Genomic DNA, 26306 nt, shown 5'->3' with positions numbered 1-26306 from the left:
TATGGCGTCCCGTCACCGTGACCGCATGTGGCCCGTTGGCGCCGACCTGGCCGCCGGCGGGGTGCGCGCGGGCCGGCGTGACGGCCGCTCTGGCATCGTGCGGGCATGTCCTGCGCCCTACCCGACTCCCCGGAGTCGAAGTCGGCCGAGCCGGGCCGGTCGCGCGACCACCCTCCCGGGGGGACCGCCGCGCCGGCCCGTGCATCAGGCGCCGGGGGCGTGGCGGGGGCCTCGCCCGGCACGGTGGCGCTCCTGCTGGGCTGGTGTGGGGTCGCCGTGGGGATCAGCCTCTCCGACGGCCGGTACAGCCCGCTCGCCCTGGTCATGGTGCTCCTGGGGTGTCTCGCGGTGGCCGTCGCCGTCGCCGTCGCCGTGCCGAGCGGCTGGGGTGGCCGGGGTGGCCGGGGCGGCCCGCGGGCCCGGGCCGGCCGCGGCCGCCCGCGGGGCCTTCCGCTGCGGACCGCGGGCGTTCGGCTGGCCTGCGCGTCGTGCGGGATCGTGGTCGCCGCCGGGCCGATCCTGCGGCACCCGCGCTACTACGCCCACGGCCCGGCCGCGACCGCCGCGGACGCGCTGGCCGCCGCCGCCGGTCTGCTCGCCGGCCTGACGCTCCTGCGCTGCGCCGTGCCACCCGGCGGACGGTGGGCGTACGGGCCCGCACACGGGCGGGCGGCGGGCGGCCGGGTGTTCTGGGCCGTGCTCGGCCTCGCGCTCGCGGCGGGTGTCGCGACTGTCGCGGCCGCCCCGCAGCCGCGGATCGACGTGTTCCATCTCCTCCAGGTCTCCACCTCCGGGCTGGCCCGGGGCACGAACATGTACCGCCAGCAGTGGGCGCCGGATCGGGCCGGCTACACCGCCGGCGGGCTGTTCGACGTCTACCCGTACCTGCCGGGGACGTCCCTGCTGCTCGCGCCGTTCCGGTGGGTGCTGGGGGACGTCCGCTACGGGCTGCTGGCCGCGCTCGCCCTGGCGGCGGTGGCCGGCCGCGCGCTCGTGCGGCGGCGGGACGTCGCCAGGGTCGACGCGGTGGCCGGCCACGGCTCCGGCGTCGAACCCGACAGGTGCGTCGAACCCGACACCGACCCGGATCTCCGCGTCGGCGATCCCGGCTTCGGTGTCGGGGGGCATGGCGGGGCGGCGGTCGCCGCCGGTCTGCTCCCACTGCTCGTCGTCGTGTTACCGGAGTCCATGTACGCGCTGCAGCAGTCCTGGACCGAGCCGCTGCTGGTCGCGCTGCTCGCGGTGATGGTCTGGGCGGTCGCCGCGGGCCGGACGGCGCCGGCTGTCGTCGCGTTCGCGCTGGCCCTCGCGAGCAAGCAGCACGTGGCGTTGCTGGTCCCGCTCGCGGCCTGCTGGCCGGCGTTCGGCCCGCGCCGCACCCTGGCTGCCGCCGGTCTGGGGGTGGCCGTCGTCGCGCCCTGGGTCATCGCGGCTCCGGGCGACTTCGTCGACGACGCCGTGCGCACCAACCTCGGCTACGAGGTGCTGAACCACTCGCTGTCCATACCCGGCTGGGCGCACCATTTCGGGATCACCCTCGGCTTCGGCGCGACCGCCGTCGTGCTGGGCGCGGCCTACCTGCTGGCCTGGCGAGCCCGCGGCGGGGCGGCCGGGTTCTGCGCGGGGTCTGCGCTGGTCCTCCTCGCTCTCGACGTCATGAACAAGCAGACCTTCTTCAACCACTACACGCTGCCGATGGGGCTGCTCGTGCTGGCGGTGGCCGCGGGCGCGGCGGCCCCGCCTCAGCGCAGGGTGGAGAACCGCTCGAGGGAGGCACCCTCGTAAAGATCGCGCTTCTCGACCTGCAACGCCCGGTCCCGCAGGGACGCCAGCTGGTCGGAGAGCACCGCGCACGCGCCCTCCAGAAAGCGGTACCCGTCCGCCCGGACGAGCAGGACGGCGTGATCGGGCCCGGCCAGGTCGTTGACCTCGGCCGCGAAGGCCGCCCCGTTCGCGCGCTTCATCCGGTCGGCGTAGTCGACCCAGTCGACCAGCGCCGGCCCGGCCTCGTCGGCGTAGACGATCTCCCGGATGTCGATGTCGCCCCGGCGCTGGATCGCCCGGTGCACGGCCGGGCCGAGCTGGTCCGGGCAGTAGGCGACGACGTCCCCCGGCCGGGCGAGGTCGGCGATCCGGTTGGCGATCTCGCCCGCCTGGGTCCGCTCCGTCCGGGCGAGCTGGTACCCACCGAGCAGGCCGCTGATCGAGGCGACCACGACCACCGCCACGAACGCCCGGTGCACCGGCAGCTGCGCTATCCCGAGCGCCGCGAGCAGCAGGCAGGCGGGCAGCGCGATCCCGGTGTAGCGCTCCGCGTAGGCGCTGCCGCCGAACATGTTGACGAAGTACGCCAGCACCAGCGGCGCGAGCCAGATCGCGGCGAGGTACCTGCCCGGCGCCCGCCCGGAGATCTTGACGTGCAGCTCCCCGCCGAGCGGACGGGCCGTCAGCCCGATCAGCGCCCCGCCGAGCAGGATGATGCCCAGCAGCGCGCCGGTCGACTGCGGGCCGGCCCAGTCGAAGACCGTGTCGAGCAGCACCTGGGCCTGCACCCGGGGTGCCCAGGGTGTCCCCGTGTGCAGCATCTGGAAGAGGAACACCGGCATCCAGGGCGCGAACAGCACCGCCGAGGCGGCCATCGCGACGAACGCCCGCAGCGCCGGGCGGCGGTAGTGCTCCCGCCGCCGCGCCTGCAGGAGCAGGAACGCCGCCACGGTGAACACCACCAGGAACGTCCAGTAGTGCGTGTAGACCAGGGCGGCCGTCGCCAGCGTCAGCGCGGCGAGCCGTGGCAGGTCCGGCCGGTTCAGCGCCCGGACGGCGGCGAAGCCGAACACCAGCACGAGCAGGACGACCAGCGAGTACATCCGCGTCTCGCTGCCGTAGCGGATCGCGTACGGCGAGCAGGCGAACAGCAGGAGCGCGGCGAGCCCGACCCGCTGCTCGGCCGACGGCCCGCCGTTGCCGAGGGCGGTCGCCGCCCGGCCCACGTACCGCCCGGCGAGCCAGGCCAGCGGGAGTGTGGCGAGGGAGAGCACGCCCGACAGCGCCCGGACGGCGATGTCCCCGTCACCGAACACGCTGATCCAGACGTGCAGGAGCAGGTAGTACAGCGGGGGTGACCCGTCGTGCCGCAGCGCCTGCAGCAGGTCCGGCACCGGCCGGGACGCGATGCCGACGGTGAGCGACTCGTCGAGCCACAGGTGGCTCGGGGTGGCGAACCGCAGCACGGCACCGGCGGCGACGGCCAGGAGTGTCCCGGCCAGGAAGAACTGGTACGAGGCCGCGACGGTCCAGTCCCGGGCCCGGCGGAACCGGGCGATCAGCCGCGCCGGCTCGGCCCGCGATGGGTAATCGGTCCGCTGGGCGGGCACGGTCTGCTCACCCGGCTCCGCCTCCGCGGCGGGCGGCGCCTCCGCGCTCGGCTCGGTCTCCGCAGCGGTCATGGTCTGCGCGTCCGGCTGGGTCTGCGCGTCCGGCTGGGTCTCCGCGGGCAGCCCGGTGCGCGGGAGCCGGCCGGTCAGCACCGCATGGTCGTTCGGTGGGTCCTGCGCCGACCGCGGCCGAGGCGCCACAGCCGCGGCTCCCGGCCCCGAGGCTGCCGGCTCCGCGGTAGTGCCCGTGACCTGGCCGGTCGGCAGGTCGTCTGCGCTCACCATCCGCACGCTACCCATCCGCACGCTACCCATCCGCACGACGCACGATCTTGCCGTGGTGTCGTGTGCGGGTTGTCAAGGGGGTCATGGTCTGACCGGTTCCTTCGTGGCCGGCGCGAGAACGGCCGCCCCGGCGGTGGCACCGTCAGCGAGGCCGGCGCCGAAGCCGGCCTCGCCGGGTTGGTCGTCGGTGTCGTCCATCGGCCCGAATGGCTCCGCGGACTCGCCGGCCAGCAGCGCCGGGAGGAGGGTCGCCCGCCGCCGGCCACCCGCGTCGCGGACCGCGGCCCGCAGCGCCGGGCCGTTCACCGACACGACCGACAGGTGGCTGCGTGCCCGCGTCATCGCCGTGTAGATCAGCGGCCGGGTAAGCATCCGGCCGGCCTCCGGTGGGAAGACGCCGACCACGGCGGCCCACTCGCTGCCCTGGGCGCGGTGCACCGTGACGGCCCACCCGTGGCGCAGGTCCACGACGCCGTGCGAGGGGACGTCGAGCTCGCCGCCGGGGAAGGCGACCCGCAGGCCGCCCCGTTCGCCGAGCGCGACGACCACGCCGATCTCACCGTTGGCGAACCCCAGGTCAAGGTGGTTCGCGGTGGCCACCACCCGGTCGCCGACGTCGAAGCCGGAGACCTCGCCGCGGCCCGGGTTGAGCGCGTTCTTCAACGCCGCGTTGAGCGCGCCGGTGCCGGCCGGCCCGCCGTGCACGGGCGTCACCACCTGCACGTCCTCGGTGGGTATGCCCAGGGCCCGCGGAATCGAGTCGGTGACGAGCTGGACGACGCGGTGCGCGGCCTCGCCGGAGGAGCGCGCCGCCACGACGACGACCTCACGGCCCGAACCGGGTGGCGGCAGCTCACCGCGGCGGACCGCCGCGGCCATCGTGGCGATCGCGCCGCCGTCGGCCTGCCGGTAGAGCCGGGTCAGCTCGGTGACCGGCGCGACCTCCGCCTCCAGCAGGTCGGCCAGGACCTGACCCGGTCCGATGCTGGGGAGCTGCGCAGGGTCGCCGACGAGGAGCAGGTGGGTGCCGTCGGCGCAGGCGTCCAGCAGGGCGGCGGCGAGTTCGGCGTCCAGCATGGACGTCTCGTCGACGACGACCAGGTCGGCCTCGATGGGGTTGTGCTCGTCGCGGGCGAACCCGCCGCCGCGGCCCTGCGCGCCGAGCAGCCGGTGCAGGGTGCTGGCCGGCGCGCCACACAGCTCCTCGAGCCGTTTCGCCGCCCGGCCGGTCGGCGCGGCGAGCGCCACCTCGACGCCGGCGGCCTCGGCGAGCCGGACGACCGCGGCGACGGTGCGGCTCTTGCCCGTGCCGGGACCACCCGTCAGCACGCTCACGCCGACCTCGAGCGCGGTGCGGGCGGCTTGGAGCTGGACCTCGTCCAGCCCGGCCACGGCGCGGTCGGCCGCCGCGCCCGGTTCGGCGCCGCCGGGGACCGTGCCCGCGCCGCCGCCAGCCGCATCGGACCCAGCCGCGTCGTAGGCGGAGCCGGCCGCGTCGTTGCCGGGCGGCTCGTCGTCCGGTGCGTGGTCGTCCGGTACGTCGTCGTCGAACATCGACGTCGGCGCCGGCGGTTCGGGTGGCGTGGCGACTGCCGGCCGCTCCTCGCCCAGTCCGCTGCCGGCGCGCCGCCGGGCCCGCCGCCCACCGGCCTCGGGCCGGAACGGTTCGGCGGTCGCGAGCAGGCGCTCCACCCCGTCCGAGATCGCCTGCTCGGCCATCGCGTACCGCTCGAGGGCGAGACGGTCGTCGACCTGGATCACCCGGCCGGAGTCGAGCGCGGCGGACAGCGCGTCGAGGGGTTCGGTGACCCCCTCGCGGACCGCGGCCCGGGTCACCTCGGCGACCGGGGCGGCGGTGTCGCCGGCGCGGCTCGCCGCGCGACCGAGCAGGTGGATGAGGACCGCCGGCCCGCGGCGGGGGTCCGCCCTGTCCAGCCCGAGGTGGCGGGCGAAGCGATCGGCGTCGCCGAGTTCGGCCTCGCCTCCCTCGAGCAGCGACCAGGGGTCCGCGCGCAGCGCCTTGGCCACCGTGGGGCCGAGTGCGTCGGCCAGGCCGCGGGCAAGCCGCGCCGGCAGGCGCGCCGCGACCAGCATCTCCACCGCGGCGTAGGTGGGTTCCGCCGCGCGGAACGTGTCGAGCAGGCGGCGAGCCCGCGGCCCGGAGACACCCGGCACCGAGGAAAGGCGGTGCAGGTCGACGTGTTCGCGGTGTTCGATGCCGGCCTCCTCCAGCCGGCCCGCCGTCGTCCGGCCCAGGCCCGGCCACAGGCCGGCGCCGCAGAAGGCCTTGAAGACTACGGCGTCGTCCGGGGTTGGTCCCAGGCCGGACGACGGCGGGCCGGCGGCGCGGTCCTCGACCGCGGCGGCGGTCCGAAACGGGGAGTCGGCGGCGTCTTCGGGCATGGCGGAAGCGTAACGACGCCGGCCGCCGCCCCTAGCCCGCCCGCTCGGTAGCGTGGTGGGGCGGGTGGTCCGTGGGTAGTCCGATCGCGCATTTCGGTGCCAGCCGCCGAACGATCGAATCCAGGCGTTCGGCCAGGTCAGCGGGCCTGGCCCGGCCGGGTCGACCGGGCCGCGCGCGCCCCGGCACCCCACTTGCGGGCTGGCTGGTGTCGCCTGGTGGTACGCACCCGCAGGCCGGCCTGCCGCCACACCACGAAGGGAAGGTCCGAAGTTGACCACCGTCCTGCTGGTCCGGCACGGCCTCACCGCGGTCACCGGCAAGATCCTGCTCGGCTGGACCCCGGGCGTCGGGCTCGACGAGCGGGGCCGCCTGCAGGCCGAGGCGCTGGCCGGGCGGCTCGCCGGCATCCCGCTCGCCGCGATCGTGTCCAGCCCGCTCGACCGCTGCCAGCAGACGGCCGCGGAGATCGCCCGGCGCCGCCCGGAGGGCCCGTCCGCGCCCGCCGGGGTGCAGAAGATCGACACCGACGAGCGGATAGGGGAGTGCCACTACGGCGACTGGACGGGGCAGGAACTCGCGACCCTGGCGAAGGAACCGCTGTGGAAGGTGGTGCAGGCCCAGCCGAGCGCGGTGACGTTCCCCGGCGGGGAGGCGCTGCGTGACACCCAGTCCCGCGGCGTCACGGCGGTGCGCGAGTGGAACGAGCGCCTCGGCCCGGACGCGACCTGGCTGCTGTGCTCGCACGGCGACGTGATCCGGACCGTCCTCGCCGACGCCCTCGGCATGCACCTGGACATGTACCACCGGATCACCGTCGACCCGTGCTCGCTCACGGTCGTCCGCTACGGCGACCACCGGCCGTTCGTGCGCCGCGTCAACGATGTCGGCGGAGCCGTCGCCGACCTGCTGCCCGTACCGCCGTCGCCGGCGGGCGACGGGAAGCGTCCCCGCGAGGACGAGGTCGTGGGAGGTGGCGCCGGCGCCGAGCCGCCCGTGGACGGTGCCCGGCCGGGCACGGTCTCCGAGGCGGCCGTGCCCGGATCGGGCGGGGCCACCTCCCCGGTCGCGCCGCCGACGTCCAAACTGGAACCGTGAGCCTCTCCGCGGCCGGTGCCGACCCTGGGCGGCGTGCGCCGCTGGACCCGCTCGACAGCGGCGGGCTGGGCGTGAGCGAGGCGTTGGCGCTCCTGCGCACCGGCGAGCTGGAGATCACCGGGCGGCTGGTCGACGCCAGCAACGCCACGCTGCTGTGCGAGATCCGGGCCGACGAGCTCTGTGGGCGGTGCGTGTACAAGCCGGTGCGCGGCGAACACGCCCTGTGGGACTTCCCGGACGGGACGCTGGCGGCCCGTGAGCTGGCCGCCTACGAGGTCGCCGAGGCGATGGACCCGGGCATCGTCCCACCGACCGTCATGCGGGACGGCCCGTTCGGCGCGGGGATGGTCCAGCTCTGGATCGACGTCGACACGACCGTCGACCTCGTCGCGCTGACCCGGTCGGACGACCCGCAGCTGCGGCGTATCGCGCTGTTCGACGCCGTCATCAACAACGCCGACCGGAAGGGTGGCCACCTGCTCCCGGCGCCGTCCGGGCGGGTGCACGGCATTGACCACGGCGTGACGTTCCACACGGACGACAAGCTGCGCACGCTGCTGTGGACCTGGCGGGGCCAGCGGCTGGACGCGGCGGAGACCATGCTCCTGCAGGGCGTGCGCGACGCGCTGGGCGCGGATCTGGGGGAGCGGCTCGAGCCGCTGCTCACCACGACCGAGCTACGGGCACTGGGAGCCCGGGTCGACCGGCTCCTGGCCGAGGGCCGTTTCCCGTTGCCCTCCGGGGACTGGCCGGCCATTCCCTGGCCGCCGTTCTGAGCCGGCGGACGCGGCCCGACGGGGCCGCCGGCCGCGACACGCCCGGGCGGGGGTTGTGCCCTGCTCGTCGCCGGCCTGCCCGGCTTGTCCCGCGGCCGGCCCGGCCCCGGTTACCCTGACACGCATGCAGGCGTGGCCCTTTCCTCAGCTCCCCAAGCTTCCCGGACAGGGTCGCAACCTCCGCGTTCTCGACACGGCGCACGGCGGAGTGCGGACTCTGGACCTCGGGCCGACGGTCCGGCTCTACGCCTGCGGGATCACCCCGTACGACGCCACCCACCTCGGGCACGCCTTCACGTACCTCACCTACGACCTCGTCCAGCGCGTGCTGCGGGACGCCGGCCACGAGGTGCGGTACGTGCAGAACGTCACCGACGTCGACGATCCGCTGCTCGAGCGGGCCACCCGTGACGGCATCGACTGGCGCGACCTCGCCCGCCGCGAGATCGACCTGTTTCGGGCCGACATGACGGCGCTGCGCATCCTGCCTCCCGACCACTACGTCGGCGTCGTCGAGGCCGTCGGGCTCATCGTCGACATGGTCTCCCAGCTCGTCGAGCGCGGCGCCGCGTACTCCGTCGACGGCGATCTCTACTTCTCCGTCGCCGCGGCGCCGGACTTCGGCCAGGTGGCCCACCTCGACCCCGCGCAGATGCTGGTGTCCTGCGCCGAGCACGGCGGTGATCCCGGCCGGCCGGGCAAGAAGGACCCGCTCGACCCGCTGCTGTGGCGCGCGGAGCGGCCGGGGGAGCCGTCCTGGCCGTCGCCGTTCGGCCCGGGGCGGCCGGGCTGGCACGTGGAGTGCTCCGCGATCGCCCGGCACTATCTCGGCGCCACGATCGACATCCAGGGCGGCGGGAGCGATCTCGCCTTCCCGCACCACGAGTGCAGCGCCGCGCACGCCGAGGTCGCGAACGGCGCCCGGCCGTTCGCCCGCGCCTACGTCCACACCGCGCTGGTCAGCCTGGACGGCCACAAGATGTCGAAGTCGCGGGGGAACCTCGAGTTCGTCTCGAGGCTGCTCGCGCGCGGAGCGGACCCGGCCGCGATCAGGCTTGCCCTGTTGCAGCATCATCACACCGTGGAGTGGGAGTGGACCGCGGCCGCCATGCCGGCGGCAGTCGAGCGGCTCGACCGGTGGCGCGCCGCCGTCGTGCTGCCGTCCGGCCCCGACTTCCGGCCGGTGCTGGCCGAGGTCCGGGACCGGCTCGCCGACGACCTCGACGCGCCTGGAGCGCTCGCCGCGGTCGACGCGTGGGCGGCGGCCGCACTGGCCGCTGGCAGCGGCAGCGGCAGCGGCGAGGCGGACGATCAGGCGCCGGCCACCGTCCGCGACACCGTCGACGCACTGCTCGGTGTCGACCTTGGGCCTGTCCTACCGAGAGGAACCTAGCCGATGGGGGCGCACCACCGCCGGGAGTCCCCCGGCGCCGCCATGGACCGGCCGACCTTTGATGAGGCACCGCAGGGATACGACCCCCGGCAGGTCGACGAGTACCTCGGGGTCCTGTGGCGGTACGCGAGCGAGGTGACCTCCCGGGCGGCCGCGGCCGAGGCGGCGCTGCGCCACGAGCGCGACCGTCGGGAGGCCGAGGCCCGCCTCGCCGAGGGCCTGCCCGCCCAGGCCGGTGGGCGCATCGGGCTGATGCTCGAGATCGCGCAGCGCGAGGCCGAGGACATCATCGCGGGCGCCCGCCACCTCGCCGAGTCGGCGCTGGAGGAGGCGGTCGCGCAGGCGGGGGCGAACCATCCGATCGTCCGGGAGGCCCGGGAACAGGCCGAGAAGCTGATCCTCGACGCGGTTGAGGAGAGCCGGCGGCTCGCGCTGACCCGGCACGAGGACCTCGAGGCCGAGATCGTGCGCGGGACGCACTCGCTCGAGGCACTGCGGCGCCAGCAGGGCGAGATCATCGGCGCCGTTCTGCGGTTGCGCCGGCTGCTCGGCGGGGACGAGATCGACCGGGCGGTGACCGACCTCGCCCGCGCGGGCGTGTCACCCGATGGCGTCGCCGCCGACAGCGGCCTGGACGGCCGGCGCGGCGGCCGGGCCGACGCCGGTGCTCCGGCGGGCCCGAACCTGGCCGGAGCGCCGTCGGTGGATTCGTCGGCGGCCCCGTTCACGCCGGGCCGGCCGGCGGCGGGTCCGGGCCACCCGGCCGCGCCGGAACAGCCGGGTCCACCAGGGCAGCCCGGCTCGCAGCCGCAGCCGGGCGGGGCGGCGTCGAGCCTGCACTTCCCGGCTTCAGACCACGCCGGTCACACCGGGGGCGTCGACAGCACGGGTGACCCCTTGCGTGGTCCGGGCGGCACGGGCCACGCCGGCACCGGTCAGGCCGGTGGCGTGGGGCCGGGCGGCAGCGCCTACGCCGCGGCCGGGTACGCGGCGGGGCACGCCGCGGCGAGCCCCGCCGGCACCGGTCACCTCGGCACTGGTCACACCAGCGCTGGGCACGCCGGTACCGGACACACGGGCACGAGCCACCTCGGCGCCGGGTCCGTGGGCGCCGGGTCCGTGGGCGCCGGGCACGTGGGGGCCGGGCATGTGGGAGCGAGCCGCGCCGGGGCGACGAGCTCCGGGGGGAGCACCGGTGGAACATGGGCCGCCTCGTCCCGGCTTACCGCCGAGACGGGCCCGGCGGCGCCCTCGGCCGCCGCAACCGTGGGCTCCGCGACCGTGGGTGCGCGGCGCGGCCCGGGGCGCCATCGCCAGCAGCAGCGGGACGTCCCCGAAGCCGAGCCCTACCCGACCGACCTGGCCGGCGGCTTCGTCCCCGGCGGGCCGGCCGCCGGGGGAGCCGGAACCGGCCCGGTACGCATGCCCGCCGCGGGCTACCGCCCCGCCGCCGAGGAGGACATCCTCGACGCGGAGATCGTCGAGGAGTAGACCTCGCGCGCGGGCGCGGTCACTCCCCCCGGCGGCGCAGGTAGCGCTCGAACTCCCGGGCGATGGCGTCGCCGCTGGCCTCGGGCAGCGCCGTCTCCGGTTCGCGCGACTCCAGCGAGCGGACGTACTCGGCGACCTCGGTGTCCCCGGCGGCGAGCTCGTCGACCTGCCGCTCCCACGCCTTGGCCTTGTCCGGCAGCTCGCCGAGCGGGATCTCCATGTCGAGAAGATCCTCGACCCGGCGGAGCAGCGCGAGGGTGGCCTTCGGGCACGGCGGGTTGGCGACGTAGTGCGGCACGGCGGCCCAGAACGACACCGAGGCCAGCTCCGCCCGCGAGCAGGCGTCCGCGAACACGCCCACGATGCCCGTCGGCCCCTCGTAGCGGGAGGCCTCGAGGCCCAGCCGCGCGGCGGTGGCCGGATCCCCGGCGGTACCGCTGATCGGGACGGGGCGGGTGTGCGGCGAATCCGCCAGCAGCGCCCCGAGCGTGATGACCATGTCGCTACCGAGTGCGTGGACGGCCTCGATGAGCTCGTCGGTGAATCCCCGCCAGCGCATGTTCGGTTCCAGGCCCCGTACGAGCACCAGGTCGGATTCGGACTTCGCCGGCCGCGCCACCGAGAGCCGCGTGGTCGGCCAGGCGATCTTGCGTGACGCGCCGTCCGCACCGCTGACCGTCGGCCGGTTGACCTGGAAGTCGTAGTAGTCGTCCGGGTCGATCGCGCCGATGACGCGAGCACCGAAGACGTTCTCCAGGTGTTCGACGGCCGCCGACGACGCGTCGGCGGCGTCGTTCCACCCCTCGAAGGCGGCCACGACCACCGGCGACCGCAGCTGGCCGACGCCGGAGAACTCGATCACCTACCACCTCCTGCCGCCCCGCGGCGGCCCCCTGCCCCCGTGACAGTGCAACCGTACGTCCTCCCGATCCGGGAGAACGCCCGCTGTCCAGTCTGCCGCGTGATCGCAACCTCCGCCTCAAGGGCATCGACGCCCCCCGTCCGTGACCGGTAGGCGGGCGGGGATCGATCCATCGTGTCCATCCCGTCGCAGAGGTTATGTCGGGCGGGACCTGTCAGGTCGATATCGGGTATGTGCCGCGTTCCACCGACGGCGGAACCGGGGTGCCCGCGCCCGTTGCGACCACCACCGCCGGAGGTCGCCGCGTCCGGCCCGGACCCCGGCCGCCGGCCCGCCCCGGCGCCCGCGGAGGGCCTTCCGTCCCACCCCGGTACCCTTTCAGGGTGCGTCCCCAGCTGCTCCCTGCCCCGGCCGAGCGGGCCCCCGCGGCCGTTGGCGCCGTGGGCGCGGTGTGGCCGTCCGCGGGCCGCTCCCCGATTGGTTCCCCGGAGGACGACACACTGTGAGCGACCTGCCGGCGGCGGTCCTGTTCGACATGGACGGGCTGCTCGTCGACACCGAACCGCTGTGGACGATCGCGGAGAACGAGGCCGCGGCGCGCCTGGGCGGGCGGTTCACGCCCGAGATGAAGCTTGCCATGATCGGCCACGGTATCGACACCGCCGTCCCGATCATGGTTTCGATGCTGGGGCGCCCCGTCTCGGACGAGCCCGCGACCACCGAGTTCCTGCTGCGCCGCTCCGCGGAACTGTTCCGGGAACCGGGTGCGGTCGTCGCGCAGCCCGGGGCGCTGGAGCTGTTGGGCGCCGTCACGGCGGCCGGGGTGTCGACCGCCCTGGTCTCCTCGTCCTACCGTGCGCTGGTCGACGCGGTGGTCGCCGTGCTGGGCGCGCACCACTTCACCGTGACGGTGGCCGGCGACGAGGTCGCCCGGCGCAAGCCGTTCCCGGATCCCTACCTCGCCGCGATCCGCCTGCTCGGCGCCGATCCCGCCGCCTGCGTGGTCCTGGAGGACAGCCTCACCGGGGCCGCGGCGGGCATCGCGGCCGGCTGTGCGACGGTCCTCGTCCCGTCGATGCCGATCGCGGCGGCCGATTTGCCCGGCCAGGTCGCGGCTCGGGTCGACAGCCTGCACGCGGTCGACCTGGCCACGCTCGCCGGGCTCGCCCACCGTCCGGACCCGGCCCGCGCCGACTCCGGCTGAGACCGGGCCGACCCCGGCTGAGGTCCGGCCCGCGTCCGGCGGCGGGCTCGCGGGTCAGGTCGTGGCGATCGCCCGCAGGATGTCCATCCTGGCGGCTCGACGCGCCGGGAAGACCGCGGCGAGCACGCCCATGATGGCGCCGGCGATCATCACGGCGATGATCGTTCCGACGGGATAGGCGAAGGTCGTCACCCCCTGGCTCTTCAGTGCCCCGGTCAGCGCCCAGCCGAAGAAGCTGCCGACCAGCACACCGAGCACCGCACCGAAGACCGAGATGATCATCGACTCGACGATGACCATCATCCGCATCTGTTGCCGGGTCATGCCGATAGCCCGGAGCATCCCGATCTCCCGGGTGCGTTCGATCACCGAGAGTGCGAGGGTGTTCACGATGCCGAACAGGGCGATCACCACCGCCAGGGCCAGCAGGACGTACACGAACCCGAGCAGCTGGTCGACCTGTTCCTCCTGCTGGGCCACGAACTCCGACTGGTCGCGGACCTCGACGCTGCCGAACGGCTTGATCACCTTGTCGATCTCGGCCCGGACCGCGGCCGGGTCGGCGCCGTCGGCCAGCTTGAGCATCACGAACAGGTCGAGGTTGTTGTTCGAGTGCTTCTCGAACTCGCTGGTCGCGATCATCGCGGGACCGGCGATCGCGCTCTTCTCGTAGGTGCCCACCAGGGTCAGCTCGGTCGGGCCGTCCGCGAACGTGACCGGGACGGGCGCGCCGACCCGCAGCCCCCGCTCGGCCGCCGTCACCTCGTCGACCAGGAGGGAACCCGCGCCGAGCGCGTTGACGTCGCCGTCCACCTGCTTGATGGAGAGGACCTGCAGCAGGCCAACCGGATCGCCCGCGAGGACCGACGAGTTCGTGTCGCCGATCTTGACCACCCCGCCCCGGATGCCGGTGGCGACCGCCACGCCTGGCTTGCCCTGGAGCCCCGCGGCCACCTGTGGGCTGAAGGGGGCCAAGTTGGATGTGGCGATGTAGAAGTCGGCACCCAGGCTCTCCGACACCGTCTCGCGTACCGACTCCTTGATGGACTGGCCGAGCACGGCGAACGCGCTCACCAGGGCCAGGCCGATCATCAGCGCCGACGCGGTGGAGGCGGTGCGCCGCGGGTTGCGGATGGCGTTCTCCTGGCCGAGCCGGCCGGTCGTCCCGAACATCGCGCGCAGCGGAATCCCCACGACCTGGGTGATCGGCGGGGCCAGCAGCGGCGAGAGGGTGGCGATGCCGAGGAAGACGAACGCCGCGCCGGCGCCGACCATGCTCGTGTTCGGATTCTCCCCGCGGGCCAGGCCCGCCACCAGGCAGATCACTCCCAGCACGGTCAGCGCGCCGCCGCCGAGCGCCCGGGTGCGCAGCGACCTGGTGGGCAGCACGTACGTCTCGCGCATCGCCGCCACCGGCGGCACCGACGCCGCCTTGCGGGCCGGCACGAACGCCGCGAGACCGGTGATGACCAGGCCGACGCCGTAGGCGAGCAGGAAGGTCCGAGGCTGGAAGACCAGCGGGCCGGACGGCAGCGAGATCCCGAACGCGCCGACGGCCGCCCGCAGCCCCATCGCCAGCAGGGCGCCCAGAGCGAGACCGACCGTGGCGCCGATGAAGCCGACGATCAGGGCCTCGATCTGGACCGAGAGCTGCACCTGGGCCCGGCTCGCGCCGATCGCGCGCAGCAGCGCCAGCTCACGGACGCGTTGCGCGACCAGCATCGTGAACGTGTTGAAGATGATGAAAGCGCCGACGAACACCGCGATGCCGGCGAAGACCAGCAGGAAGGTCGAGAACCCGCTGACGGCGTCCTGGATCGCGCTCGCGCTCTCCTCTGCGAGCTGGGTGCCGGTGATCGCCTCGACCCTGGTGGGGAGCACCGCGGCGACCCTGTCCCGCAGCTGCTCCTGCGAGACGCCGTTGGCGGCGGCGAGGCTGATCGAGGTGAACTGGTCGGGCGCGAGCAGCAGCCGCTGCGCCGTCGCCGTGTCGAACGTGGTGACGGCGGCGCCGCCGAGGCTGTCCTGCCCGCCGATGCGGAAGGTGCCGACGAGGGTGAACTCCTCGGGCTGGAGGCGGGTCTGCACCGAGATCCGCTGGCCGAGCGTGAGGTGGTGTTTGTCCGCGGTCGACTTGTCGACCGCGATCTCCTGGCCGTTCGGTGGCCGACCGTCGGCGATCTCCTCCGACCCCGTCGCGGTGCCACCGGTCCAGTTCGTTCCGATGCCCGGTGCGCCGCCGCTGTTGAGCGGGTCGCCCGACGCGGGGTCGATCAGGACCGCCTGGCCCCGGACCATCCCGGTCGCCGCGGTGACTCCGTCCACCTTGGCGACGGTGGGGACCAGGGCGGCGGGCACCGGCAGCCGGTCGGCCTGGTCACCCGTGCCGACCGCGTTGACGGCCCGCACGGAGACGCTGACGTTCTTGTTGATGTCGGTGAACAGGGTGTCGAACGTCCGGTTCAGCGTGTCGGTGAGGACCAGGGTGCCGGTGACGAAGCTGACACCCACGACGACCGCGAGCGCGGACAGGACAAGCCGTACCTTGCGGGCCAGCAGGCTCCGCAGTGTGGCGCGCAGCATCCGTCAGGCCCACCCGGTCGGATTCGCCCGGCCCGCGCCCCGGCCGGTGCCCCGCTCGTAGCCCCGGGTGCCACCGTGCCCGGACGCGTCGTAGGGCGAGCGGTCGTGGTCGTCCGGAGCCCGGTACCCGCCTCCGTGGCCGGGAGTGCCCGTGTGCCGCCCGGCGGAGCCGTACCGGTCATGGCCGAACGGGCCGGTGTCCGCCGGATCCGTGTACCGGCCGCGGGCGTCGATCTGGCTGGCGTCAAACCGGCCGGTATCGGACTGGCTGGACTCGAAGTGACTGGCGTAGCCGCCGGTGCGGGGGTCGCCCCGGTGCGGCCCGGGGCTCGGGTACTCCCCGGTGTGCGGCCCGCCGCCCGGGTAGCCCCCCGCGCCGTAGCCCGTGGACTGGCGCTCGTCCGCCGGCCCGGAGTAGTCCTCGTTGTGGTATCCGGCCGGTGGGTAGTGGTCGGCCGGGTAGCCGCCGGTGGCGTAGCCGCGGTCGTCGTACTCGGGGCCGCGCGGCTCGGGCGGCTCCGGCGGCAGGTCGTCGTAGTCCGCTTCGGGCTCCGGTACGGCCTCGCCGCGCACGAGCGCGTCCAGGTTCTTCATCCGGTCCAGGACGGCGTCCGGTGTGGGCTCGGCCATCGCGTCGACCAGCCGGCCGTCGGTGAGGAAGATCACCTCGTCGGAGTACGAGGCGGCCGTCGGATCGTGGGTGACCATCACGATGGTCTGGCCCAGCTCGCGGACCGAGTCGCGCAGGAACGACAGCACCTCCGCGCCCGACCGCGAGTCGAGGTTCCCGGTCGGCTCGTCGGCGAAGACGATCTCCGGGCGGGTGACCAGGGCCCGGGCACAGGCGACCCGCTGCTGCTGGCCGCCGGACAACTCGGGCGGGCGGTGGTTCAGCCGGGGCGCGAGGCCCACGGCGTCGACGACCATCCGCATCCACTTCTGGTCGGGCTTGCGGCCGGCGATGTCCAGCGGCAGCGTGATGTTCTCGGCCGCGGTGAGCGTCGGCAGCAGGTTGAACTGCTGGAAGATGAAGCCGATCCGGTCCCGGCGGAGCTGGGTGAGCTGCCGGTCGTTGAGCCGGGACAGGTCGACGTCGCCGATGAAGACCCGCCCCGTGGTCGCGGGGTCCAGCCCGGCGAGGCAGTGCATCAGGGTCGACTTGCCTGAGCCGGAGGGGCCCATGATCGCGGTGAACCGGCCGTAGGGGAAGGTCAGGTCGATGCCCCGCAGCGCGGTGACGGCGGTGTCACCCGAGCCGTAGACCTTGGTGAGTCTGGAGGCCCGCGCGGCGGACCCCCGGCCGCGCCGTGGACCGCCGCGGGCACCGTCGCGGTCCGATGCGGTGCGTCGGGCCATGCGTTCCTCCAACTGTCGCGAACTACCTCACCGATCGGCGGCCGGCTCCCGCGGAGCGCCGGGATCCAGGCCCCGAAGGGACAACGCCGGAGAGGTGATCCGCATCCTCCCGCCGCCCACGTCCGCCGCCGACGGTAACCGCCCCCGACACCACCCGGGACGCCGGATCTTCCCCACCGGTGACCGCCCGGGCACGCCGATGCCGGGCCCGCCCGCGGGGCCGCCGTCCGAAGGTGCCCTCGGGTACCCGAACGGGTACCCCCACGTCTGGTGCGCCACGTTGCCGGTGGCCAGGTCGGGACCCATGCGCCGCGATTCGATGGACGGTCGGGCGGCTCAGCCGTCCGCCTCGCAGACGGTGGGGGCGGCGTCGTCGACGGGCAGCTCCGCGCGGTTCTCCGGCAGCGGGGGAGGGGTGCCGCCGAATGCCGGGCACCTCGACTTGTGATCGCACCAGTCACACAGCCGGCCCGGCGTGGCCCGCCAGTCGCCCGTCCGGTGCGCCCGGGCGATGGCCGCCCACAGCGCCTCGATCCGGCGCTCGGTGGCGCGCAGCTCCGACTCCTCCGGCGTGGCACGCAGCCAGGTTCGGTCACTCAGGTAATACAGCCGGAGCTCGCGCGGGATGACGCCACGCGAACGCCACAGCACGAGCGCGTAGAACCGCATCTGGAACATGGCCGCGCCCTCGAACGCCGGGCCGGGGGAGCGGCCCGTCTTGTAGTCGATGACGCGCAGCGCGGTGCCCTGGGGGGTCTCGGCCGAGTCGAGGCGGTCCACGTAGCCGCGCAGCCGCAGCCCGGAGGCCAGGACGTGCTCGACGTAGAGCTCCCGGGCGGCCGGGGCCAGCCTGGTCGGGTCCTCGAGGGTGAAGTAGCCGGCGAGAAGGTCACGCGCGCTGTCCAGCCAGGAGCGCAGGGCGCCGTCGTCGTCGAACAGGCCACCGAGCGCCGGGTCGCGGGCGAGCAGGTCGGCCCAGACCGGCTCGACGAGCTCGGTCGCGGCCGGCTGGGTCCGGCCCGGGGCGGGCAGGTCGAACAGCCGCTCGAGCACGCCGTGCACCACCGTGCCCCGCGTCGCCGCCTCGCTCGGCGCTTCCGGCAGCCGGTCGACCACGCGGAAGCGGTAGCGCAGCGGGCAGTTGACGAAGTCGGCGGCCCGGGAGGGGGATAACGACGCCGTTATCGGCGGCGCCTGTGGCGCCGCGGCCTGTGGCGTCGGCGGCGAGGCCGGGGCCGCCGCGGGGTCGCGGCCCTCATGCCAGCCGGGCCCGACCTGGACCGGCCCGGTCGGGCAACCTTCGGCGGCCGAGCCCGGGGCCTGGGCAGGCGTTGTGGTCATGGCGTCGACCCTAGAACCCGCCACCGACACGATCGGCGCCCGCCTCGGGGCACCCACGGTGTCCCGATGTGCCTCCCCCGCCGAGGGTCCGGGCTCCGCCCCGGGCGGATTTCCGCAGACCTGACCCCGGCCGTCGGCTCCGAGAACAATCATGGCGGCTGAGTGATCTCATAGACGCGCTCAGTCGCCACACATCGTCTCGGCCGGCCTGGCGGAGGCTGGCCTGGTTTCCGGATCCGGGTTTTCGGGGGTTCGACCTCTGGAATCGGGCCCCTGAGGCCCGGGGGGCGGGGCCCGTTCCTGAGGTGGAGTCCTACAAGCCTGATCCCAGCCGGTGACCCCCAGCGCAACCGTGGCGGCGTGACGGGCCTCGAGCCGCGGGCGCCCTGGCCGCCTCCTCGGGCCGTGGGCCCTGGCCGCGTCCTGGGGCCGTGGCCGGGCCTCCGTGGCCCCCGAACAAGCCCGCTGCCGGCCAGATGACAGCGCAATCCGTAGCGGGAGCGCTATCCGCGGCGGACACCACGGAGGATGGTCCGTAGCATCTACACCTATGGAGGATCAGCCCGGCGCGGCGCGACACGGCGTCCCCGGCGGAGTGGAGCCGCCGGAGCGGCGGCCGGCGCCGCGTCCGCCGGGTATGCGGGTCGGGCACGTCCGCGGCGCCCCGATCTTCGTCTCGCCGCTGGCCGTCGTCTTCGCGGCGTTGGTCGCGTCCCTGCTCATCGACCCGATCCGGGACCATCTGACGATCGCCGCGACCGACGGGCATGTGCTCGTACTGTCCCTGCTCGTCTCGGCGGGGTTCCTCCTGTCGCTGCTCGCGCACGAGATCGGGCACGCGCTGACCGCGCAGCGGTTCGGGCTGCACGTCCGGTCGGTGACCCTGCACGGCTTCGCCGGTTTCACCGAGTTCGAGCCCGAGCCGGCCACCGCCGCCCGCGAGTTCCTGATCGCCTTCGTCGGGCCCGCCGTCAACGGCGTGATCGGGGGGCTGTGCTTCCTGGGCCTGCTGGCCGTGCCGGATCACGGCAGCGTCGGGGCAGTGCTCTTCTTCATCGGCTTCACCAACGCCGCGCTGTTCGTGTTCAACCTGGCGCCGGGTCTGCCTCTCGACGGCGGGCGGGTCGTCGTCGCGGCGGTGTGGGCCATCGGGCACGACAAGCTGCGCGGGCTGCGGGCCGGCGCCTACGGCGGCTTCGTCGTGGCCGGTGCGCTGGTGGTCTGGGGCGCGACGAAGAACTCCGATGGTTTCGGCGCGCTCTACTCCTACGTCCTGGCCGGGTTCGTCGCCTTCGGCGCCTACCAGTCGCTGCGGTCGGCCAAGGTCCGCGAGCGGCTGCCCGGGCTGTCGGCGGGCCGACTCGCCCGCCGTACGCTGCCGGTGGAGGCTGCGGTCCCGCTCGGTGAGGCGCTGCGCCGGGCCCAGGAGGTGGGCGCCACGGCCGTCGCGGTGATCGACCGGGACGGCACCCCTGTCAAGATCATGAACGGCGCCTCCGTCGACGCCCTGCCGGAGCACCGCCGGCCGTGGATGGCGGTGGACGAGGTCAGCCGGAGCATCGGCCCGGGGATGACCCTGCAGGCCGAGCTCGAGGGCGAGGACCTGCTGGCGGCCGTCCAGCGGGCCCCGGCCGCGGAGTACCTCGTGGTCCAGCGCGGCCGGCCGGTCGGCGTGCTGGCCATGGTCGATCTCGTGGCCAGGATCGATCCGGCGGCCGCGGCCCGTATGGTCTCCCATCGGTGACGTTCGTTCGCCGCTGACGGCCGCCGGGCCCGGCCCGGCCCTGACGCACCCGGCACGCGTCACCCGCACGCCCCCGTGCGACCAGCTTCCAGCGGACAGGGCGCGCGCCGGCCGTGGACGGCCTCGGGGCGCGCGCCGAGAGGACGACGAGATCAGTACTGACCCGACCACGCCGGACGCGGTCGCGTCCCGCCCGCCCCTGCCGGACCTCGCGGAGCTTCCGCCCCTGCCGGACCCCGCGGACCCCGAGGCGCCGGAGATGCCCGAGGCGCCGGAGGTGTCCGAGGTGTCCGAGGTGCCGCGGCCGACCGGCGCGGCGCGGCGCCGCGGGACGTTCACCAAGGGCGACCGCGTCCAGCTGACCGACCCCAAGGGCCGACGGCACACGGTCGTCCTCGAGCCGGGCCGGCAGTTCCACACCCACCGGGGGGCGATTCCGCACGACGACCTGCTCGGCCGGCCCGAAGGCGTCGTCGTGAGCAGCACCGGGGGCACCGACTACCTGGCACTGCGGCCGCTGCTGGCCGACTTCGTGCTGTCGATGCCGCGCGGCGCGACCGTCGTCTACCCGAAGGACGCGGCGCAGATCGTCATGTACGCCGACGTCTTCCCCGGCGCGCAGGTGCTGGAGGCCGGTGCCGGTTCCGGCGCGCTGTCCTGCGCCCTGCTGCGGGCCGTGGGCGACGGCGGCCGTCTGGTCTCCTACGAGCGGCGTCCCGACTTCGCGGAGGTCGCCCGGCGCAACATCGAGACCTTTTTCGGCGGACCACATCCGGCTCATACACTGCATGTCGGTGATCTGGCCGAGTCGGCCGAGCGGGGCATGGACCGGGTGATCCTCGACATGCTCGCCCCGTGGGACGTGCTGCCCGCGGCCGCGGCGGCGCTCGTCCCCGGCGGCGTGCTGTGCGCGTACGTCGCGACGACCACCCAGCTCTCCCGGACGGTCGAGGCGCTGCGCGAGTTCGGCTGCTTCGCGGAGCCCGCGGCGTGGGAGACGATGATGCGCGACTGGCACGTCGAGGGCCTCGCCGTGCGCCCCGGTCACCGCATGGTCGGGCACACCGGTTTCCTGGTGACAGCGCGCCGGCTGGCGGACGGCGTCACTGCTCCACCGAGGCGGCGGCGCCCGGCCAAGGGCTCCTATCCGGAGCCGGCGACCGCTCCGGAGCCGGCATCCGCCGACCGCCCGGCCGAGCAGGGTCAGCCGGCGGGAGCGGGCAGCTTGCCGGGCCTGTACGGCCAGCCCGATCGCCAGGTCATCGCGGAGCCTCAGACCGAGCCGGAGCCTCGAGTCGACGCCGGCTCCGACGGCTGACGCGATGCCGGGCGCGGCCGGGCGATCCGCGGGGGCGCCCGCTCAGGCGAGCCCGCCGGCGGCTCCCCGGCCGTGCCGGGTGGCCGCCACCGCTGTGGGGCGGGCCCGCCCCACCCGGGGCAGGACGGCGCCCGCGCGGCGGGCCCGGGCGCCGGACCCCACGGGTGGGGGCACGGCGGGGGCGCCGGGGTGGGCGGTTCTCACTCCTGTGGGCCGCCGACCTCCAGCGTCCCGTCCGGGTGCTCGACGTAGATGCAGGTGCCGGGGCACTGCTCGGCGGCGTCGCGGATCTCGGTGAGCAGCGGCAGCGGAACCGGCACGTGGGTCCCCGGTGTGGTCTGAAGCTCACCGTCGGAGTTCTTCACGTAGGCGAGCCCGTCGATGTCGAACTCGAACACCGAGGGTGCATACTGGACGCACAGACCGTCGCCGGTGCAGGAGTCCTGGTCGATGCGGACCCGGAGTCCGGGCGAATCGCCCGGCTTCGTTGGTGTTGCCACAGGGCTCCGATCTTCTGTCACCATGGCACCGTAACCCGCTGTTTACGGCAAACCTGGGTCGTCCTCGCGCGACCGGCCTGCCAGCGGCGGTCACAACGGTAGTGTGGGTGCGTCCCGGTCAGCACGGGGGAGGTGGAGGCGCGGTGTCCGGTCCCCGTTCGGGCTCTGGCTCCGGTGGGAGCACGGGTCGTCCTGGTGACGCCGATTCTCAACGGTCGGCGTACGAGAAGGAAGTACACGAACTCACGACTCAGGTCACCTTCCTGGAGGAAGAAGTGGCCATGCTGCGGCGGAGGCTGTCTGAATCGCCCCGACAGGTACGTGTCCTGGAGGAGCGACTAGCCCAGGTACAGGTGGAGCTACAGACCGCCACTGGGCAAAACGACAAGCTCGTCGCCACCCTTCGGGAGGCACGTGACCAGATCATCTCGTTGAAGGAGGAGGTCGACCGGCTCGCGCAACCGCCGAGCGGGTACGGCGTCTTCATCCGTGGCTACGACGACGGCACGGTCGACGTGTTCACGCAGGGCAGAAAGCTCCGCGTGACGGTGTCGCCGAACGTCGAAGCCGACGTCCTGCAGCCCGGTCAGGAGGTCATGCTCAACGAGGCGCTCAACGTCGTGGAGGTTCGCGCGTTCGAGCGGCAGGGCGAGATCGTCCTGCTCAAGGAGGTCCTCGAGAGCGGTGACCGGGCGCTGGTGATCGGTCACACCGACGAGGAACGGGTCGTCATGCTGGCCCAGCCACTCCTCGACGGCCCGATCCGAGCCGGCGACTCGCTCCTCATCGAGCCACGGTCGGGGTATGCCTTCGAGCGGATCCCCAAGTCCGAGGTCGAGGAGCTGGTCCTCGAAGAGGTCCCAGACATCGGCTACGAGCAGATCGGCGGCCTGAAGGGCCAGATCGAGTCGATCCGCGACGCGGTCGAGCTGCCGTTCCTCTACAAGGAACTGTTCCTGGAGCACAAGCTCAAGCCACCGAAGGGCGTGCTGCTCTACGGCCCGCCCGGGTGTGGCAAGACGCTGATCGCCAAGGCCGTGGCGAACTCCCTGGCCAAGAAGGTCGAGGCACAGACAGGCCAGGGCTCCGGCCGGGCCTTCTTCCTCAACATCAAGGGCCCGGAGCTGCTCAACAAGTACGTAGGCGAGACCGAGCGGCAGATCCGGCTGGTGTTCCAGCGGGCGCGCGAGAAGGCGTCCGAGGGCATGCCGGTGATCGTGTTCTTCGACGAGATGGACTCGATCTTCCGGACCCGTGGCTCGGGTGTCTCCTCGGACGTGGAGAACACGATCGTCCCGCAGCTGCTCAGCGAGATCGACGGCGTCGAGCAGCTCGAGAACGTGATCGTGATCGGCGCGTCCAACCGAGAGGACATGATCGACCCGGCGATCCTGCGGCCGGGCCGGCTCGACGTCAAGATCAAGGTCGAGCGTCCGGACGCCGAGGCGGCCAAGGACATCTTCGCCAAGTACGTCATTCCCGAGCTCCCGCTGCACGCCGACGACCTCGCCGAGCACGGAGGCAACCGGGAGGCGACCTGCCAGGGCATGATCCAGCGGGTCGTCGAGCGGATGTACGCCGAGAGCGAGGAGAACCGCTTCCTCGAGGTCACCTACGCCAACGGTGACAAGGAGGTCCTGTACTTCAAGGACTTCAACTCGGGCGCGATGATCGAGAACATCGTGGCCCGGGCGAAGAAGATGGCGGTGAAGGACCTCATCGAGAGCAAAGTCCGCGGCCTGCGCATGCAGCACCTGCTGTCGGCGTGCCTGGACGAGTTCAAGGAGAACGAGGACCTGCCGAACACCACGAACCCGGACGACTGGGCCCGGATCTCCGGCAAGAAGGGTGAGCGGATCGTCTACATCCGCACACTCGTCACCGGAACCAAGGGCACCGAGGCCGGGCGGTCGATCGACACCATCGCGAACACCGGCCAGTACCTCTAGGCCGTTCGCGGGGCGGGGGCCAGCCGCCCGCCGTGGTCGCCACGCGGCGGCCGTCTCGTTGACGAGGCGGCCGCCGCGTCGTGGTTCCACGGGCCCGGTGACCCCCGGCCGTGCCCACCGGCTGCCCGCCAGCCGGTCCGCGAGCCGTGCCCGCCGGCTGGAGCCGCCGGTCGAGTGGCCGTGCCGTCGGGTGTCGCACTGCCCAAGATAGTCAACGATGTTGACGCCCATCCTTGATCGTTTTGATCTTCAAAACGGGCTTGTGGTGGTCTCCTGCCGTCGCTGTGAGAAGACGGACACGCAGCCCAGTGGCCGTCGAACAGGCTGACGGGCCGCCACGTCGCCGATCACCCGAATGCCGGCACCCGCGGGGCTGTCGGCGTGGCGGGGGAGGTCTCCGGGCGTTCCCGAAGCTTCCCGGCAAGAGGTTCGGAACGACCAAGGGCGGCGTCCGGCCGACCCGGCGGCCCGCCAGCACCTACGCTTGCAGAGTGAGCGTGCGCCGGATCATGGGGACCGAGACCGAATACGGCGTGTCCGTGCCCGGTCAACCCAACACAAACCAGATGCTGGCTTCGTCGTTGGTCGTGAACTCTTACGCCAACAGGGCCGCCACCGGGGGCAGTCGAGCTCGGTGGGACTTCGAGGAGGAGTCCCCCCTGCGAGACGCCCGCGGCTTCGAGCTGCCCAGAGAGCCGGTGGTCGATCCTGGCGCGCCCGCGAACGAGGACGACCTCGGGCTGGCCAACGTCATCCTGACCAACGGCGCGCGCTTCTACGTCGATCATGCGCACCCCGAGTTCTCGACCCCCGAGGTGACGAACCCGCGCGACATCGTCCTCTGGGACAAGGCGGGGGAGCGGGTGATGGCAGAGGCGGCCCGCCGTGCGCTGACTGTCCCCGGCACGATGCCCGTGCACCTGTACAAGAACAACACCGACAACAAGGGTGTCTCCTACGGCTGCCATGAGAACTACCTCATGGCGCGGGCGACCCCGTTCGGGGAGATCGTGCGGCACCTGACGCCGTTCTTCGTCTCCCGCCAGGTGATATGCGGCGCCGGCCGGGTCGGCATCGGCGTGGACGGGCGTGAGTCCGGGTTCCAGATCAGCCAGCGCTCGGACTTCTTCGAGGTCGAGGTCGGACTGGAGACCACCCTCAAGCGCCCCATCATCAACACCCGGGACGAGCCCCACGCCGACCCGGAGAAGTACCGGCGTCTGCACGTGATCATCGGTGACGCCAACATGAGCGAGATCGCCACCTACCTCAAGGTGGGGATGACCTCGCTCGTCCTGGCCATGATCGAGGAGGGCTGGCTCCAGGTCGACCTGTCGGTGGACGCGCCGGTCGCGACGCTGCGGGCGATCTCCCACGACCCCTCGCTGCGGTATCTGCTCACCCTGCGCGACGGCCGGAAGATGACCGCCGTGCAGCTCCAGATGGAGTACTTCGAGCAGGCCCGCAAGTTCGTCGAGGACAGGCTCGGCACGGACGTCGACCCGCAGACGGCCGACGTGCTCTCCCGGTGGGAGTCGGTGCTCGGCCGCCTCGAGGTCGACCCGATGACCTGTTCCCGGGAGCTCGACTGGGTGGCCAAGCTGTCGATCCTCGAGGGCTACCGCTCCCGCGATGCCCTGGCGTGGGACTCGCCGCGGCTGCAGCTCGTCGACCTCCAGTACCACGACGTTCGGCCGGAGAAGGGCCTCTACAACCGCCTGGTGGCCCGTGGCCGCTTCGACCTCCTGCTGAGTGAGGAGGAGGTCACCAGGGCGATGACGGAGCCTCCGGAGGACACCAGGGCGTACTTCCGGGGACGCTGCCTGGAGCTCTACCCGCAGCAGGTGGCGGCCGCGTCCTGGGACTCGGTCATCTTCGACATCGGGCGGGACTCGCTGCAGCGGGTGCCGACCCTTGAGCCGCTGCGTGGCACCAAGGCGCACGTGGGCGAGCTGCTCGCCCGCTGCCCCACCGCCGCCGACCTGGTGGACGCCCTGTCGGGTAACTGACAGCCGGCGGGGTCTCGCGGTGGTCTCCCGAGACTTCACGCCGGTACGGCGTGAAGTCTCGGTGCGCCGGTGGTACCACCATCGACCAGCACATTTTGCGCCCTCGGCGGACGAGGCGACGTCGTCGGGTGTTCGTGATGGAGTGGACCTCGTACCGATCCACCGGAAGCAGTCGGCGGAGCGGGATAGTGTCGCCCCAGGCGATCGAAGGAGGCTCCCATGGCCCAGAGGGACACCGGTGGCGGGCAGCAGCGCACCGGCCGCCGTGATGACGAGACCGCCGAGGCCGAGGTTGAGGAATCGGGCGCCTCGGATCTCAAGGAAAGGCACGAGAAGCTCTCGGAGGACGTCGACTCCCTGCTCGACGAAATCGACGACGTTCTCGAGGAGAACGCCGAGGAGTTCGTGAAGGGATACGTCCAGAAGGGCGGTCAGTAGGGTCTGACTCCCCGCGGCCGGTTCGGCCGGACGAGCCACATGCGCCCGTTCGGCCGGTCGCCGGGGGAGCCAACGCGGCGACCGGTGCTGCGGGAGGCCCCGCTGCCCGACGCGTCCCGGGGCCGTGCCCTGGATCGCGATGCCCGCGCCCGGGGTGTGCCCGATGCCCAGGGTGTGCCCGATG

The 26306-nt window shown here is 73.5% G+C and carries 18 protein-coding genes; 11 read left to right on the top strand and 7 right to left on the bottom strand.

From position 1 onward, the window contains the following. Positions 1–105: 105 nt before the first annotated feature. A complete protein-coding gene (locus tag E0504_RS39505) occupies positions 106–1785 on the top strand; it encodes a glycosyltransferase (RefSeq protein ID WP_243657833.1) in 1680 nt (559 codons plus the stop codon). Here E0504_RS39505 and E0504_RS39500 read toward each other — a convergent pair. Both E0504_RS39500 and E0504_RS39495 read right to left on the bottom strand, forming a co-directional pair. Continuing rightward, a complete protein-coding gene (locus E0504_RS39500) occupies positions 1743–3659 on the bottom strand; it encodes a glycosyltransferase family 39 protein (protein ID WP_112106583.1) in 1917 nt (638 codons plus the stop codon). The genes E0504_RS39505 and E0504_RS39500 overlap by 43 nt on opposite strands. Positions 3660–3740: 81 nt before the next feature. Beyond that, complete coding sequence (locus E0504_RS39495; RefSeq protein ID WP_112106568.1) at positions 3741–6062, bottom strand: AAA family ATPase; 2322 nt, start codon at positions 6060–6062, stop codon at positions 3741–3743. A gap of 271 nt (positions 6063–6333) precedes the next feature. Between E0504_RS39495 and E0504_RS39490 the strand changes: the two genes are divergently transcribed. The 4 genes from E0504_RS39490 to E0504_RS53720 all read left to right on the top strand — a co-directional run bounded on the left by E0504_RS39490 (position 6334) and on the right by E0504_RS53720 (position 10818). Beyond that, the gene (locus tag E0504_RS39490; protein ID WP_131626907.1) at positions 6334–7158 is read left to right on the top strand and encodes a histidine phosphatase family protein; all 825 of its coding nucleotides are present in this window, start codon (positions 6334–6336) and stop codon (positions 7156–7158) included. After that, complete coding sequence (locus E0504_RS39485) at positions 7155–7934, top strand: SCO1664 family protein (protein ID WP_131626906.1); 780 nt, start codon at positions 7155–7157, stop codon at positions 7932–7934. The genes E0504_RS39490 and E0504_RS39485 overlap by 4 nt, the downstream gene beginning before the upstream one ends. Positions 7935–8058: 124 nt before the next feature. Continuing rightward, the gene (gene mshC / locus E0504_RS39480; RefSeq protein WP_165938755.1) at positions 8059–9327 is read left to right on the top strand and encodes a cysteine--1-D-myo-inosityl 2-amino-2-deoxy-alpha-D-glucopyranoside ligase; all 1269 of its coding nucleotides are present in this window, start codon (positions 8059–8061) and stop codon (positions 9325–9327) included. A gap of 3 nt (positions 9328–9330) precedes the next feature. After that, positions 9331–10818, top strand: a complete 1488-nt coding sequence (locus tag E0504_RS53720; RefSeq protein WP_131626904.1) for a DivIVA domain-containing protein — start codon at positions 9331–9333, stop codon at positions 10816–10818. Between the two features lie 19 nt (positions 10819–10837). On the opposite strand, the gene E0504_RS39470 is transcribed toward E0504_RS53720, so the two are convergent. Next, positions 10838–11680, bottom strand: coding sequence for a PAC2 family protein (locus E0504_RS39470; RefSeq protein WP_020462373.1), 843 nt, complete (start codon positions 11678–11680; stop codon positions 10838–10840). A 502-nt stretch (positions 11681–12182) separates the two neighbouring features. Between E0504_RS39470 and E0504_RS39465 the strand changes: the two genes are divergently transcribed. Beyond that, positions 12183–12884: an HAD family phosphatase gene (locus E0504_RS39465; protein WP_112106573.1), complete on the top strand. Its 702-nt coding sequence runs from the start codon at positions 12183–12185 to the stop codon at positions 12882–12884. 54 nt (positions 12885–12938) lie between these two features. On the opposite strand, the gene E0504_RS39460 is transcribed toward E0504_RS39465, so the two are convergent. From E0504_RS39460 to E0504_RS39450, 3 genes are all read right to left on the bottom strand, one after another. Then, the gene (locus tag E0504_RS39460) at positions 12939–15467 is read right to left on the bottom strand and encodes an ABC transporter permease (protein ID WP_112106574.1); all 2529 of its coding nucleotides are present in this window, start codon (positions 15465–15467) and stop codon (positions 12939–12941) included. Between the two features lie 3 nt (positions 15468–15470). Then, positions 15471–16823, bottom strand: a complete 1353-nt coding sequence (locus E0504_RS39455) for an ABC transporter ATP-binding protein (protein WP_131626903.1) — start codon at positions 16821–16823, stop codon at positions 15471–15473. Between the two features lie 336 nt (positions 16824–17159). Continuing rightward, positions 17160–18164, bottom strand: coding sequence for a PD-(D/E)XK nuclease family protein (locus tag E0504_RS39450; RefSeq protein ID WP_112106576.1), 1005 nt, complete (start codon positions 18162–18164; stop codon positions 17160–17162). A gap of 550 nt (positions 18165–18714) precedes the next feature. Here E0504_RS39450 and E0504_RS39445 point away from each other — a divergent pair. Beyond that, the gene (locus E0504_RS39445) at positions 18715–19908 is read left to right on the top strand and encodes a site-2 protease family protein (protein WP_112106577.1); all 1194 of its coding nucleotides are present in this window, start codon (positions 18715–18717) and stop codon (positions 19906–19908) included. Positions 19909–20167: 259 nt separating this feature from the next. Next, on the top strand, positions 20168–21226 hold the full coding sequence (locus tag E0504_RS39435) for a tRNA (adenine-N1)-methyltransferase (RefSeq protein ID WP_112106579.1): 1059 nt from the start codon (positions 20168–20170) through the stop codon (positions 21224–21226). A 200-nt stretch (positions 21227–21426) separates the two neighbouring features. Here E0504_RS39435 and E0504_RS39430 read toward each other — a convergent pair whose 3' ends face one another. Beyond that, complete coding sequence (locus tag E0504_RS39430) at positions 21427–21750, bottom strand: ferredoxin (protein WP_020462366.1); 324 nt, start codon at positions 21748–21750, stop codon at positions 21427–21429. 119 nt (positions 21751–21869) lie between these two features. Between E0504_RS39430 and arc the strand changes: the two genes are divergently transcribed. The 3 genes from arc to E0504_RS39415 all read left to right on the top strand — a co-directional run bounded on the left by arc (position 21870) and on the right by E0504_RS39415 (position 26122). Further along, on the top strand, positions 21870–23675 hold the full coding sequence (gene arc, locus E0504_RS39425; RefSeq protein WP_071063560.1) for a proteasome ATPase: 1806 nt from the start codon (positions 21870–21872) through the stop codon (positions 23673–23675). Positions 23676–24166: 491 nt separating this feature from the next. Continuing rightward, the gene (dop, locus tag E0504_RS39420) at positions 24167–25684 is read left to right on the top strand and encodes a depupylase/deamidase Dop (protein WP_368672109.1); all 1518 of its coding nucleotides are present in this window, start codon (positions 24167–24169) and stop codon (positions 25682–25684) included. A 219-nt stretch (positions 25685–25903) separates the two neighbouring features. Continuing rightward, positions 25904–26122: a ubiquitin-like protein Pup gene (locus E0504_RS39415; RefSeq protein ID WP_018499886.1), complete on the top strand. Its 219-nt coding sequence runs from the start codon at positions 25904–25906 to the stop codon at positions 26120–26122. Positions 26123–26306: the final 184 nt, after the last annotated feature.

The sequence above is a fragment of the Parafrankia sp. BMG5.11 genome (genome assembly GCF_004337455.1).
This window is presented reverse-complemented; position numbering and strand designations above follow the sequence as displayed.

Excerpts from the sequence above, each read along its gene's own strand:
- E0504_RS39505 (WP_243657833.1), top strand. The coding sequence starts at position 106 with ATGTCCTGCGCCCTACCCGACTCCCCGGAGTCGAAGTCGGCCGAGCCG.
- E0504_RS39500 (WP_112106583.1), bottom strand. The coding sequence starts at position 3,659 with ATGGTGAGCGCAGACGACCTGCCGACCGGCCAGGTCACGGGCACTACC.
- E0504_RS39495 (WP_112106568.1), bottom strand. The coding sequence starts at position 6,062 with ATGCCCGAAGACGCCGCCGACTCCCCGTTTCGGACCGCCGCCGCGGTC.
- mshC (WP_165938755.1), top strand. The coding sequence starts at position 8,059 with ATGCAGGCGTGGCCCTTTCCTCAGCTCCCCAAGCTTCCCGGACAGGGT.
- E0504_RS53720 (WP_131626904.1), top strand. The coding sequence starts at position 9,331 with ATGGGGGCGCACCACCGCCGGGAGTCCCCCGGCGCCGCCATGGACCGG.
- E0504_RS39460 (WP_112106574.1), bottom strand. The coding sequence starts at position 15,467 with ATGCTGCGCGCCACACTGCGGAGCCTGCTGGCCCGCAAGGTACGGCTT.
- E0504_RS39455 (WP_131626903.1), bottom strand. The coding sequence starts at position 16,823 with ATGGCCCGACGCACCGCATCGGACCGCGACGGTGCCCGCGGCGGTCCA.
- E0504_RS39450 (WP_112106576.1), bottom strand. The coding sequence starts at position 18,164 with ATGACCACAACGCCTGCCCAGGCCCCGGGCTCGGCCGCCGAAGGTTGC.
- E0504_RS39445 (WP_112106577.1), top strand. The coding sequence starts at position 18,715 with ATGGAGGATCAGCCCGGCGCGGCGCGACACGGCGTCCCCGGCGGAGTG.
- E0504_RS39435 (WP_112106579.1), top strand. The coding sequence starts at position 20,168 with ATGCCCGAGGCGCCGGAGGTGTCCGAGGTGTCCGAGGTGCCGCGGCCG.
- E0504_RS39430 (WP_020462366.1), bottom strand. The coding sequence starts at position 21,750 with ATGGTGACAGAAGATCGGAGCCCTGTGGCAACACCAACGAAGCCGGGC.
- E0504_RS39415 (WP_018499886.1), top strand. The coding sequence starts at position 25,904 with ATGGCCCAGAGGGACACCGGTGGCGGGCAGCAGCGCACCGGCCGCCGT.